This window comes from Bacillus sp. 123MFChir2, assembly GCF_000383235.1.
GTDB lineage: Bacteria > Bacillota > Bacilli > Bacillales > Bacillaceae_G > Bacillus_A.
Window position 1 is genome coordinate 65,567 of sequence record NZ_KB910938.1, and the last position, 12,493, is coordinate 78,059.

12 protein-coding genes and 1 pseudogene are annotated in these 12,493 nt (G+C 36.9%); 9 read left to right on the forward strand and 4 right to left on the reverse strand.

Going from position 1 to position 12,493, the window contains the following annotated elements; genetic code table 11:
* Positions 1-115: 115 nt before the first annotated feature.
* From H280_RS0110330 to H280_RS0110340, 3 genes are all read left to right on the forward strand, one after another.
* Positions 116-988, forward strand: a complete 873-nt coding sequence (locus H280_RS0110330; RefSeq protein ID WP_020061046.1) for a Cof-type HAD-IIB family hydrolase — start codon at positions 116-118, stop codon at positions 986-988.
* 311 nt (positions 989-1,299) lie between these two features.
* Positions 1,300-2,790, forward strand: coding sequence for a coproporphyrinogen III oxidase (locus tag H280_RS0110335; RefSeq protein WP_028411187.1), 1,491 nt, complete (start codon positions 1,300-1,302; stop codon positions 2,788-2,790).
* A gap of 389 nt (positions 2,791-3,179) precedes the next feature.
* Complete coding sequence (locus H280_RS0110340; protein ID WP_020061048.1) at positions 3,180-4,058, forward strand: hypothetical protein; 879 nt, start codon at positions 3,180-3,182, stop codon at positions 4,056-4,058.
* A 211-nt stretch (positions 4,059-4,269) separates the two neighbouring features.
* On the opposite strand, the gene H280_RS0110345 is transcribed toward H280_RS0110340, so the two are convergent.
* Positions 4,270-4,725, reverse strand: coding sequence for a hypothetical protein (locus H280_RS0110345; RefSeq protein WP_020061049.1), 456 nt, complete (start codon positions 4,723-4,725; stop codon positions 4,270-4,272).
* A 250-nt stretch (positions 4,726-4,975) separates the two neighbouring features.
* On the opposite strand from H280_RS0110345, the gene H280_RS0110350 reads away from it, so the two are divergent.
* From H280_RS0110350 to H280_RS0110360, 3 genes are all read left to right on the forward strand, one after another.
* A complete protein-coding gene (locus H280_RS0110350) occupies positions 4,976-6,535 on the forward strand; it encodes a fatty acid--CoA ligase (RefSeq protein ID WP_020061050.1) in 1,560 nt (519 codons plus the stop codon).
* A gap of 190 nt (positions 6,536-6,725) precedes the next feature.
* On the forward strand, positions 6,726-7,043 hold the full coding sequence (locus H280_RS0110355; protein ID WP_020061051.1) for a hypothetical protein: 318 nt from the start codon (positions 6,726-6,728) through the stop codon (positions 7,041-7,043).
* A gap of 195 nt (positions 7,044-7,238) precedes the next feature.
* Positions 7,239-7,928, forward strand: coding sequence for a pseudouridine synthase (locus H280_RS0110360; protein ID WP_020061052.1), 690 nt, complete (start codon positions 7,239-7,241; stop codon positions 7,926-7,928).
* A gap of 288 nt (positions 7,929-8,216) precedes the next feature.
* Here the strand turns inward: H280_RS0110360 and H280_RS0110365 are convergent, their stop codons facing one another.
* Together H280_RS0110365 and H280_RS0110370 are read right to left on the reverse strand one after the other, a co-directional pair.
* Complete coding sequence (locus H280_RS0110365) at positions 8,217-8,690, reverse strand: hypothetical protein (protein ID WP_020061053.1); 474 nt, start codon at positions 8,688-8,690, stop codon at positions 8,217-8,219.
* A 43-nt stretch (positions 8,691-8,733) separates the two neighbouring features.
* On the reverse strand, positions 8,734-10,206 hold the full coding sequence (locus H280_RS0110370) for an O-antigen ligase family protein (protein WP_020061054.1): 1,473 nt from the start codon (positions 10,204-10,206) through the stop codon (positions 8,734-8,736).
* Positions 10,207-10,393: 187 nt separating this feature from the next.
* Between H280_RS0110370 and H280_RS0110375 the strand changes: the two genes are divergently transcribed.
* The 3 genes from H280_RS0110375 (at position 10,394) to H280_RS0110385 (ending at position 12,024) form a co-directional block, all read left to right on the forward strand.
* Positions 10,394-11,182, forward strand: a complete 789-nt coding sequence (locus H280_RS0110375; RefSeq protein ID WP_020061055.1) for an enoyl-CoA hydratase — start codon at positions 10,394-10,396, stop codon at positions 11,180-11,182.
* 155 nt (positions 11,183-11,337) lie between these two features.
* Positions 11,338-11,673 (forward strand): hypothetical protein, encoded by a 336-nt coding sequence (locus H280_RS0110380; RefSeq protein WP_020061056.1) that lies wholly within the window; start codon positions 11,338-11,340, stop codon positions 11,671-11,673.
* Between the two features lie 24 nt (positions 11,674-11,697).
* Entirely contained in the window at positions 11,698-12,024 is a 327-nt protein-coding gene (locus tag H280_RS0110385) for a nucleoside triphosphate pyrophosphohydrolase (RefSeq protein WP_020061057.1), read from the forward strand.
* Positions 12,025-12,308: 284 nt separating this feature from the next.
* On the opposite strand, the pseudogene H280_RS26445 reads toward H280_RS0110385, so the two are convergent.
* Positions 12,309-12,493 (reverse strand): annotated as a pseudogene (locus tag H280_RS26445) (IS4 family transposase); the annotation flags it as partial.

The window sequence follows — 12,493 nt, forward strand, 5'->3', positions numbered from 1 at the left end:
CTTTGTATCTTATTAAAGCAAATTCACCGCACAAATGCCAATTCGTTCTAATTAACATTGTTGTTTCATAAATTAATGATAGAACAGTGCAGCTAAGAAAAGGGGGTACTGCATCATGATTTATCGGTTGTTAGCTCTTAATATAGATGGAACATTACTACTTTCAAATGGAAAGTTACAAAAAGGAACGCGTGAAGCGATTGAGTTTGTAAAGAGAAAAGGTGTATACGTTACGCTCTTTACGAACCGAAACTTTCAATCTGCTCACAAAGTAGCAAAATCATTAAAATTGAATTCCTTATTGGTGACGCATGGCGGAGCATTTATTTCATCTTCATTAGATAAACCGTTAATTCAAAAACGATTATCAGAAGAAACAACATTTAATATTGTGCAGGTACTCGAACATTTTGAATGTAACGTTCGTATTTCTCATGAAAAGTTTTCCATTGGCAATCGCCATCAGCATACGCCAAATTTAATTGCCCGAACAGTTTTGTCCACTTCGGATCCGCTCTTTTATCCGGTCCAATTTGTAGATTCGCTTGGCGATGCCCTGCGTGATCAACCAGTAGCTGCCCCGAAAATTGATGTGACATTTGCAAATCAAAGTGAAAAGCAACGTGCGCTTACGACTTTACAAAAATCATTTGAAAATGTGCAGTGTATTGAGTGCGGGAAAACACAAATCGAAATCGTACCGCCTCATGTATCAAAATTACGCGGACTGCAATTATTAGGTGAGCATCTTAATATTGAACTAAAAGAAATGGTAGCGATTGGCGATGGTATCGAAGATTTAGAGGTTATTGAAAGCGTTGGATTAGGAGTAGCCATGGGCAATGCCCCAATTGAATTGAAAAAAGCAGCCGATTGGATAACGCGCTCCAATGATGAAAACGGCTTACAATATATGATCAAAGAACATTTTCGAAAGCAGTTTCCAATTAAGTTTTTAAACAATCATCTCCAAATGAAGAGATGGTAATCGGAAATCTCAGGCGGGTGCCTGAGATTTCTTTGTATTATATCGGCGCTTTATAAGAAGATAAAGACCATTTGACATAAATGTGTTCGAGAAGAACGTATAATTCACTGTTATGCAAACAAAAAGAGATATGCACCCGTTTTGCCCTTTTGTTTTATAACGCTGCACGTGGCAGAAAAAGGCCCTGACCGCTTCCAGATCCTCTCGCCTATTTAAAAAAAGAGGGGTTTTTCCATCCCAGGAGTTCCTTGTTGACCTCCTATCACCCTTCAAGTAAACTAAAGGAAGTTTGAAAATAGAAAAGGTGATGATTGTTGTTAATTTCAATTAAAACGTTACAAGATGATCGATTTTTACGTCCGCTGCAAAATATTAGCGGCTTATTTTTTGAAGAAAGTACGGTAGCATTTGAACAAGAAGATGCAAATATTATTGTTGATATAAATATAGAAGGAAATGTAACGGCTTCTGCTCGTTTAACAGAAATCCTGACAGGAAACGTGTATGAAGAGACGTTTTCTAAAGATTTATCGTCCTTTACAGAAGAAAAGGAACGTATGAAGCAAGTGAAACATGTTGTTTCTTATGTATATTTATCTGTTCTTCAGCAGTTAACAGGTGTGGAGCAAAAGTGGGGTATCTTAACGGGTGTGCGCCCAACGAAGCTTCTTCATAAAATGCTGCAAAGCGGTATGACGAAAGAAGCAGCACATCATGAACTGCGTGAAAGCTATTTAATTCATGAGGAAAAAATTGAGCTGATGCAGCGTATTGTTGATTGCCAATTAGCTGTTGTTCCAGATTTATATCGTTTAAAAGAAGAAGTAAGTATTTATATTGGGATTCCGTTTTGTCCAACGAAATGTGCATATTGTACATTCCCAGCGTATGCGATTAATGGACGCCAAGGATCTGTTGATTCATTCTTAGGCGGTTTACATTATGAAGTTCGTGAAATTGGTAAGTTTTTAAAAGAAAAAGGCGTGAAAGTAACGACGATTTACTACGGCGGCGGTACGCCAACAAGTATTACAGCTGAAGAAATGGACATGCTGTATGAAGAAATGTATGAGTCGTTCCCAGATGTAAAGCAAGTTCGTGAAGTAACGGTAGAAGCAGGGCGTCCAGATACAATTACACCAGAGAAGCTAGATGTGTTAAACAAATGGAATATCGACCGCATTAGTATTAATCCGCAGTCGTACCATCAAGAAACATTAAAAGCAATTGGACGTCACCATACAGTAGAAGAAACGATTGAAAAGTATCATCTTGCTCGCGAAATGGGTATGAACAATATTAATATGGACTTAATTATCGGTCTTCCAGGTGAAGGATTAGATATCTTTAAGCACACGCTAGAAGAAACAGAAAAACTTATGCCAGAATCGTTAACGGTGCATACATTGTCCTTTAAGCGTGCTTCTGAAATGACGCAAAATAAGCGTAAATATAAAGTAGCAGGCCGCGAAGAGATTACAGCGATGATGCACGAAGCAGAAGAGTGGACGAAAGAACATAATTACGTACCATATTATTTATACCGCCAAAAGAATATTTTAGGTAACTTAGAGAATGTTGGCTATGCAATGCCAAGTCAAGAGAGCATTTACAACATTGTCATTATGGAAGAAGTGCAGTCTATTATCGGTCTTGGCTGTGGTGCATCAAGTAAATTTGTTCATCCAAAGACAGGGGCGATTACGCACTTTGCAAACCCGAAAGATCCAAAATCATATAATGATGGTTATATAAAGTATACAGAAGATAAGCTTGAAATTTTGCAAGAGTTATTCGGATAAGAGGATACCAATATGAACTGCACCTTAATTGTTAGACAGTGTCTGACAATTGGAGGTGCAGTTTTTCAATTTAATACTAATTGATTATAAATACAAATTGAAAAAATGACATAAACCCCTTTTCTTTTTCGGTGGGCGAGAGCAACTGACCATGCATAGAGGCGGTCAGTGCCTTTTTCTGCCACGTGCGAAGTTCAAACAAAGAGAGAACGAAAGTAGCAGGTTATTTTTGTTTAGTATGGCGGCGACTTGTGTGTTGGAAAATCAAGTTGGATTTATATAGAATCCAACAGAGTACCTTTCATCTCAAGTGGAATTAAATTGTAAATATTTACCTTATGGTGTTATAATTTACTATATTAAAAATATATAAGAAACGGGGAATTATTATGTTAAATATAGATATTAATCGTTTAACTGATATTTGTTTAGAATATCAACAGTCTAGATTTTATGTTAGCAGAATACCTGAAGATTTCTTATCAATTGCGAAAAAACGTTTCTCTATACCAAAGGATGATCGAATTATTGCTTTTTTAAGTTGCAATTTGTTTGGCTCAGGAAAATATGGTGTTTACTTTACAAGTTCGGGTTTATACTGGAAAAATTGGTTATTAGGTAAAGGGAATATGAAATGGGATACATTAAATGAAGTGCAACAAATCGAAATTGATAACGATGGTTTTTTATCTTTTGATGCACAAAAAAGTTTTAATATTAACGGCAGTGATTATCCACCGCAGTTATTTAAAGAATTACTTAAATCTCTTACAAATTCATTCCATAATTCAAAGCAAAATGATATACATCCAGTTATAAAAATTGATGAGATCAAATCAATTTGCACTTTGTTTGAGAAGTATGATGAATTATTAGAAACTGATAATGGCTTGTTTGTAGGCACTCATATTTCAGATAAAAAATTAAAGAAAATTTTAGAACGATACATTATTTCGAAAGAAGAAGAAATCATTGCTTTTTTAGATACGTCTGTCCTTGGTAATTTGAGTAAAGGATCGGATGGCGTATTAATTTGTCAATCGGGTATATATTTTAGAGAAACTTTTGTACACTTGTATTTTCCTTGGCATACCTTTAGGAATATCCCTATTACATTGATTTCAAACGAGTTAGAAATCGGAAAAGGAAACATATTTCATCTTCAACATGCTAGAATGTCTGGTCAAGAGATTCTATTATTCATCAAGAACTTAAAACAGTATGTTAATACTTTATATGATGAAAATAAGTGTGTATCTCATATATAAATCCAAATTTAAAACCTGACATAAACCCCTTTTCTTTTTCGGTGGGCGAGAGCAACTGACCATGCATAGAGGCGGTCAGTCCCTTTTCCTGCCACGTGCAAAGTTTAAAACAAAGGTAGAAAGCAAGTAGCGGCCATGTTTTGTTCTGCATAGCAGCGACTCAGATGTTAAAAAGTCAACTTGTATTTATATATACTTTGTTGAGATTTTTTTAATCTTCTAGAGTTTTATTAAGAAAGGTAAATCTATTCATATATATAGGATTTTTTAAATCATTTAACATGTTTATTGAAAGCTCGATAGGATAATTTATCTTATCGCTTCCTTCAATTTTTAAAAGTTCAAGCAACTGATTATGATATTCTTCTAGAGTTGGAGCTTCTCCCGTTTTACGATAGTGTTTTTCAATGTGATAAGGGAGCAATTTTATTTGATGGGATTCGTCACCATTCAAGCATTGTATTAAAGAAATATAATCTAAATCCAGTTTAAAATCATTAGGAAAAGCAATTTGAACAATTTTTTCTACTGTATGTTGAATCTGTGATAATTTTGTTTGTGTTTTATCTAATTCCCTTTCTAGCATATCAATTGTTTCCATTAACTTTTGATTTTTCTCTTCTAATTCTTGAATTTTTTTGCTTGGTTCATTTGAATGATCTGTCATATTTTTTTCCCTTTCAAAAACTGATTTTATAGAGGAGCGAAAATTTGAATTACCTCCATAATGTATCCGGCATATCTCTTTGTATTAGATTCAGAGACTACAGATTTTTAATCTTGATACAAAAGCCATCATAACAATATTGTAAAACGCTGTCGATAATGATCAGAAAAAGGAAGTAAAAATGAGCAGGAAATGTCTATTTGTGAACGAATTCATAAAATTATGAAAATTAAAAGGGGGAATACGCGATATGTACATGACTGTTGGCAGAATTTTTGATTTAGCTGTGCAAAAATATCCACAGAAAGAAGCGTTAGTAGACTCTGCAAAAAACATTCGCTGGACATATAAACAGTGGGATATGGAAGTAAATAAAACGGCAAATGCACTTCTTGCAGAAGGCGTACGAAAAGGAGACCGCGTTTCTGTTTACTTATATAATTCACATGAATTTGTAACTGTTTACCTCGCTTGTGCGAAGATTGGCGCAATCTTTAACCCGATTAATTTCCGTTTAAAAGCGAAAGAAGTTTCTTACATATTGCAAGATGCTTCCTCGAAAGTTGTTGTGTTTGAAAAAGAAGTTGAATCAACAATTGCGTTAATTGAACGCGATTTTCCGCATACTTCATTTTGGTACATTGAAGAGGACACACCGGCCTATGCCACTTCTTATCATGAAAAAGTAAATGAAGCAAAGGCAGAGCCAATCGATATTGAAGTAGATGAAATGGATTATTGCTCGATGCTGTATACGAGCGGTACGACTGGGAATCCAAAAGGAGTACTGCACCGCCACCGAGACATGGCTGAGCATAGTATGATTTGTACATATTATTTAAAATATAAACGTGATAGCGTTGGGTTAGTTGTCGCACCGCTATACCATTGCGGTGAATTGAATGCTGGTATTTTACCGCGTATTCAAGCTGGCGGAAAAAATGTGATTTTGCATCATTTTGATACGAAAACAGTGTTAGAAACAATTCAAAAAGAAAAAATTACAACGTTCTTTGCAGCACCAACAATGTGGAACATGCTGCTGCAAGAAGATTTAACAGAATACGATTTAACTTCGATGAAGATTGGCATTTACGGCGGAGCAGCAATGGCACCGGCGCTTGTGAAAGAATGTAAAGAACGTCTGTATATCGATCTTGTCCAAATTTACGGAATGACAGAGTTTGGACCTGTTGTTGCCTTTCTTGTAGAAGAAGATCAAATTACAAAAGCAGGATCAGCGGGTATACCTTGCTTTAGTCATGAAGTGCGCATCGTGAAGTCAAATGAAGATGAGCCATCCGAACCAGACGATATCCTTCCGCCTTACGAAGTTGGAGAAATTATTGTCCGTGGGCCAAGTATGATGGCTGGATACCATAACCGCGAAGAAGCAACGAAAAAAGTTATGTATAAAGGTTGGTATCATTCCGGTGATCTTGGCTATTTCGATAAAGACGGTTATTTATACGTGGCAGATCGCGTTGACGATATGGTCATTAGCGGCGGTGTGAATGTTTACCCGCGTGAAATTGAAGACTTCTTGCATAGCCATGATGGCGTTTTAGATGTGGCTGTACTTGGAGAACCGGATGAACTATGGGGCGAGCGCGTCGTTGCGGTAGTTGTGAAGAAAGATGAGTCATTAACAGAAGAAGAATTAGAGCGTTACTGTAAGGAAAGTGATGAGTTAGCTGATTATAAACGTCCTCGTCATTATATATTTGCCGAAGAACTGCCGCGTAATGCGAGCGGAAAATTACAGAAATTTGTACTCCGTGAATCTTTGAAGGAAGCGAAGGAATCTTAGGATAGCGTAGAAGCACAGTTGCAGTTTTGTAGCTGTGTTTTTTTTGTAATTTTGTTATAATAATTGGAAATTTAATATTTTTATTTTTCAATATATTTTTTATCAATGTGCATGTGTCGATTGATAAAACAGAAAATCTGATTAAGATGTCTGTTGAATATTGACGTGATATGCAAGAAGAGGAAGTAGGATGATGGAGAAAAAGGTGAAAGATAGAATGAATGCTATGCAGCTACTTTATGTCTTGTTAGCTGTATTCGGATTCATTCCAGGTATTTTGACGGGGATGATTTTTGATGCACCAGGTTCAGAAAATGATATTTTCAGGCAGTGCATTTTCTATTCCTATCCTTGTTTTGTCTTAACATTTTTAGTAACAGCAATACTGGCAAGAATATTTTATCAAAGAGGTCAATATAAGGTAGTCAGATGGCTCAATGTACTTCCACTCTTTTGGTTCTTTTGGTTTGCCTTTTGGGTTTATTATTGGGTATTGCAGGAAAAATAATAAAAAGATATTGGGATATTTAGAGTTGTTAGCTTGATAAATTTAAACTGATTTCGTATGCGGAAGTCAGTAGCTAATACGTAAATATATTTGCAATTTCACTTGCTAAGTCCAATGTGTATATTTTGAATCTGAATTATAAGATCCATTCATGATAGAATAGGAAAAGTGAATTCAACTGAGAAAGGACTTCATATGAGGATTAATAAATTCATCAGCGAAACAGGTTATTATTCAAGAAGAGAAACGAATCGTCTCATTGCCGAAAAGCGAATTACGGTGAATGGCGAAATTTGTGAGCAAGGCCAAGATGTAGATCCTGATGACATTGTACTTGTTGATGGGAAGCCAATTCCTAAGAAGACGCATCCTATTTATATTGCATTAAATAAACCGGTGGGGATTACTTGTACAGCGGCGAAGCATATTGAAGGGAATATTATTGATTTTGTGAATTATCCGGAACGCATTTTTCCAATTGGCCGCTTAGATAAAGCGTCACAAGGATTAATTTTAATGACAAATGACGGTGATATCGTAAATAAAATGATGCGCTCCGAACATGGTCATGAGAAAGAATACATTGTCACAGTGGACAAGCCATTTGACGATGCGTTCTTAAAAGGAATGGCCAGAGGTGTAACGATCCGCGATGGAAAAACGAATCCATGTGATATATACCGGATCAGCGACCTTGTATTCCGCATTATTTTGACGCAAGGGATGAACCGGCAAATTCGCCGGATGTGCCGCGCGTTTGGTTATACCGTTACGAGGTTAGAGCGCATTCGGATTATGAACATAACAATAGATGGAATCGAAACAGGGCAGTGGCGTGATTTGACTGAGGTAGAACTGAGTGAGCTTCTTGCACTGTTAGGATAAAAGAAAAAGAAGGAGGTGACTTTGGTCACCTCCTTTACTTGCGAGTCGAATCGCCGATATATATAAATCCACTTTGATTTTTTAACACATAGATTGCTGCTATGCAGAATACAGCATGCCCGCTACTGGCCTGCTCCTGTTGTTTTAAACCTGGCATGTGGTAGGAAAGGGCCTTGTCCGCTTTCTATGCGTGGCCAGATGCTCTCGTCCTCCCCGAAAAAAGGAGGTTTTTCAATTTGGATGTATTATATTGCAAAAACCGCTGATGTATTTGCGGTTCCGACTTTCTTATTTACGTTTGAATCCTTCTTCATCAAGGTATTGTGCTGCTTCTTTGTAAGAGTTAAATGTACCATCTAACTGTATCCCAGCATAAACGTTCCACATATCTTCATCTTCTTTAATAAGGGTTAAGATATGTTTGTCCTCATTTACCCACTCTTCTTCTTGAAAGTTCTCCGCAATTACAACTTCTTCTACTGGTTCTTGTGAAAGGCCAACAATTGATTTTTCAAGTAAGGAGCGAAGTTCTTCCGCTGAAAAATCACGGATGTTCACCATTCCTTTATCATTCGTTTTGTAGCCTTTCAAATGCCCCGCGTATACGAAGCCATTTCCGTTCGGGTGTAAATGGTACACAACGTTCTTTTTGTCTAGGCGGCTTTCTTCATAATGAAAATTAATACGTCCTAGAGAGACGTTTTTTCTTTCTAGCTCTGGAAATGATTCAATAATCGTTAATTTCTCTTCAAAAGTTATCATAAATCCTCCGTAATTGTAATTAATAATGTGATGGTTCATTATATCACTCTGCTTGTAAGTCCACAATCAGATAAGCGAGCAAGGCAACAAAGAAAATGCTGACAGCCGGTGCGGTAAATACATGTCCAGCTACAGTTGCGGTGCCAATTGCAAGCACGATTGCTGTGCCAAGCAACATATATTTTACAGTTATAATAGACTTGAAGTTTGGAAGAATACGAAAAGTAAGCCGAACACCGAAGTAAACAAATGGCAGTAGATACATGATAAATCCAATAATACCAAACCAGAAGAATAGGTCATGGAAGTCTCTTTCTACCACTTTCGGTGTTTTTTCATAGTTGCCGGCATAGCCCATGCCTAACAATTTTTGTGATAGCGGTGCTTCTTGAAAATACTTTTGATGCATGTTTAGAAATATGTCACGATCACTATAAATCAAACTGTTTACTTCCCCAGTTGTTAAAGCTCGTTGTTGTTTACTAGGTTGTTGTTCTTGTTGTTGTTCTTGTTGTTGTTCTTGCTGTTGTTCTTGTTGTTGTTCTTGCTGTTGTTCTTGTTGTTGTTCTTGCTGTTGTTCTTGCTGTTGTTCTTGTTGTTGTTCTTGCTGTTGCTCTTGTTGTTGCTCTTGCTTTTGCTGTTGCGCTTGCTGCTGTTTAGTATAGAATTGTAAGTGAATGTCCATGTTTTTGGCGATGGGAGTAAACGGCGTTGCAATTGCAGTTCCTCCTAATACGATTAAGGCTAGTATTGTATTAATGAGCTGCGGGCGGCCTTTTCCTTCTTCCTTTCGCTTCATCATATATTCAATAAATGAAAAGAATAGTGCCACTCCTAATGTTACAATACTAGATATGTATCCAACCTTTGTTCCAATCATAATACTAGAATATAGTGCTAGTAGCGCTGGGATCCAGTAGTATGCTTGCGTAAAAGAAGTTGTCTTATGAATCGAATACAGTACAATGACTGGGAAGGTAATGGCTAAAATGGCACCAATTTCGTTTGCGGCATAAAACCATCCTTTCGAGCCGATTTTCTCAATTGTATAACTTTGATAGTCTGTTCCAGTTGCAATGGAAATGACCATGACAATACTCATGAATAAACTAGCATATAAGAAATACCGTAATAATGTATCGTACGAATTTTGCTTATTCTGCAAAGTTTTAAATACAAGAATATATCCGAACAACATAACAATTGGATACATACATTTGGCCATAAACTTAACTTCTTCTCCAAGTGAAATTGGCTGTTTTACAATGAGATTATTAAGAAGTCCAGCTGCCATGATAACACCTAGTAGGCAAATATATACGAGAGACCTTTTATTTTTCTGATAAATAAATAGATAGATCATCGCAAGAAGCATCACGCTAAAACGTACGACAATACTTAACGTTGCATCCATGTGTAGCATCTGAATTGACAATGATGCTAACAAATCTAAGACAGGTTGCAGTGCGATGAATAATAGAAAGAAATACGTGAAACTCTGTTTCTTTTGTATCATTTTGTCCCCTTTCATAATCGGAAAAATAAGTGTATGCTGCTTTTTTACAATACACTAATTTAGTAATATGGTAAATATATGTAAAAAAATAGTGTAAATTCGACAGGAAATTAAGAAAAAAGAAGGTTTTTGAAAGCCCTTTCTATAATTATATAAAGATAACAGATTATAGAAGGAGAGAGAGTTTATGACAGTTTCTAGCAAAGCGGAATCAGTAGTTGTAAAATATGAAGGACGAGTTGCGACAATTATGTTAAATCGTCCGGAAGTTTTAAATGCATTAGATGAGCAAACGTTAAAAGAATTATTACAAAAGTTAAAAGAAGTAGCTGAAAGTTCTGTTCATGTCGTTGTACTATGCGGAAATGGCCGCGGCTTTTCGGCGGGCGGCGATATTAAATCGATGTTAGCAAGCGGAGATGCAAGTGCGTTTGATGGCATTATGAATACTATTTCGGAAATTATTGTAACGCTATATACAATGCCAAAGCTTGTGATTAGTGCAATTCATGGCCCAACAGCAGGGCTTGGTCTTAGCATTGCCTTAACAGCTGATTGCGTAATGGCTGATATTTCATCTATTATTGCAATGAATTTTATTGGAATTGCTTTAATTCCAGATGGCGGCGGCCATTTCTTCCTACAAAAACGTCTTGGAGAGCATATGGCAAAAGAGATCATTTGGGAAGGAAAGAAATTATCGGCAAGCGAAGCGCTTGAAATTGGCATGATTGATGAAGTAGTCGGTGAGAATTTCCAAGATGTAGTGAAACAAAAAATTAGCGAATGGCTGCAAAGGCCAATTGCTTCTATGATTCAAACGAAGCAAATTTTGGCTGAATTAAATCGTTCTTCGTTAGAACAAGCGCTTCAGCTTGAAAAACGCGGTCAATATGCAATGAGAAAAACAGCGGACCACAGAGAAGGAATTACTGCGTTTTTAGAGAAACGCCCTCCAATGTTTAAAGGGGAATAAAGTGAAACTTCTATCAGTAGGGGCATTCCCCGCTGATGGGGATCTTACGGCCCGTTAAAGCGGGATAAAATTTTTACAAAAATAGAAAGTGTTAACACATTTTTTAGTATAATGGTGTTAGCACTTTTTTTCTTGAATTACAGAAGGAGAAGTAAATGAGTCGCAAACAAAAAATAATAAGCATGATCATAATCGGAGCGTGGTTACTCATATACGTGATGTTACACCGCACACCAACTGCAGCAATTCGAACTGCGATGTTTCTATCTGGAAACCCAAAGGCAGCTATGCAAAGTGAGATTGAGAGAATGGAAGATCCATATGATGGCGTTGTACCAGATCACCTCCGTGCTTTTTACGGTGTGCCAGAGAAAGAATATGAAGATTATCGCTTTCCAGAAATACGTCACATGTCATCTAGCATTTATATGTCGTCAGCTTGTGTAAAAAAACATTGGTTTTTATATTCTGCAGAGTTAGGGTGTTTTTAAATAGAAGAAAACGGAGGTGTCCTCATGTCAGTCTATAATAAAGTTGTCCGCGACCGTGTACCAGAAATAATTTTAATGTCTGGTAAAACATATACATCGAAAAAATTAAGTAAACAAGAGTACATAGAAGAACTATCGAAAATTGGCGTAGAAGAAATGCGTGAATTTGCATCTATGCAAGAACGCGAGCACGCATTAGATTCTTTGGCGGATGCATTAGAAGTAATTAAAGCATTGGCAAAGGCAGAAGGTGTAACGTTAGAAGAGATTGAGCGTATTCGCAAGGAAAAAGAAGCGGAGCGCGGCGGATTTGAAAAGGGTGTGTATTTAGTAGAAGTGAGTGAGGAATAGAAGCACCTATATAAGTCGCTGCTATGCAGAATAAAACATGACCGCTACTGGCCTGCTCCCTTTGTTTTAAAACATCGCATGTGGCAGGAAAAGGCTCTGACCGCTCCTATGCACGGCTAGACGCTCACGTCCTCCTTAAAAAGAAGGGGGTTTTTATGTCATAGCCATCAACTTTAGAGAAGTGTTCCTGATGCCAAAGGCATCAGGAACACTTTTTTTACGGTCTTTGAGTAAAATCAATGTATTTTGGGCATACTCAAATACAGCTTCCTTTGGTACATATTTTATGAAGCCACTGGAAGCTGGGCCGTTGATGTCTCTAATAAGCCTAGAATCTCAAACGGCGTTTTTTTTCGGTACCGCCGCACTTTTTTTCCATTCTTGCTGACATCTTGAAAGAGCCTGCTAAGCACTGAAACAGGATGTTGGAAAGTACAAAAGAGTGCGGTGTGTAATTTTGTGAGATAGA